Raw genomic sequence first — 239 nt, forward strand, 5'->3', positions numbered from 1 at the left:
GGCCGACAAAATCGCGATGCGGGCTCACGTTCGGACGGCGTTTCCTGGCGCGCCGGTCGAACAACCGGGGGCGTGGATAGGGGTGCGCTCCCGCCCGATCGGTTGTCCGCATCCGAGCCGAGCACAAGAGCAGGATGGCGCGCTGGCGATATGCCTGCTCCGCCTCGGCGTGAAAACCTGAACTGGCCTAATGAGCCTTACCGTGGCTCAGCAACTCAGGATGCAAGGCGGTCGCGTTC

The 239-nt window shown here is 65.3% G+C and carries 1 protein-coding gene; it reads left to right on the forward strand.

The features are described from left to right. The coding region (locus ACWGTI_RS33010; RefSeq protein WP_454590720.1) for a hypothetical protein at window positions 1–181 on the forward strand (181 nt) is incomplete at its 5' end. Window positions 182–239 lie beyond the last annotated feature (58 nt).

It is taken from the genome of Mesorhizobium sp. ArgA1 (assembly GCF_053714375.1).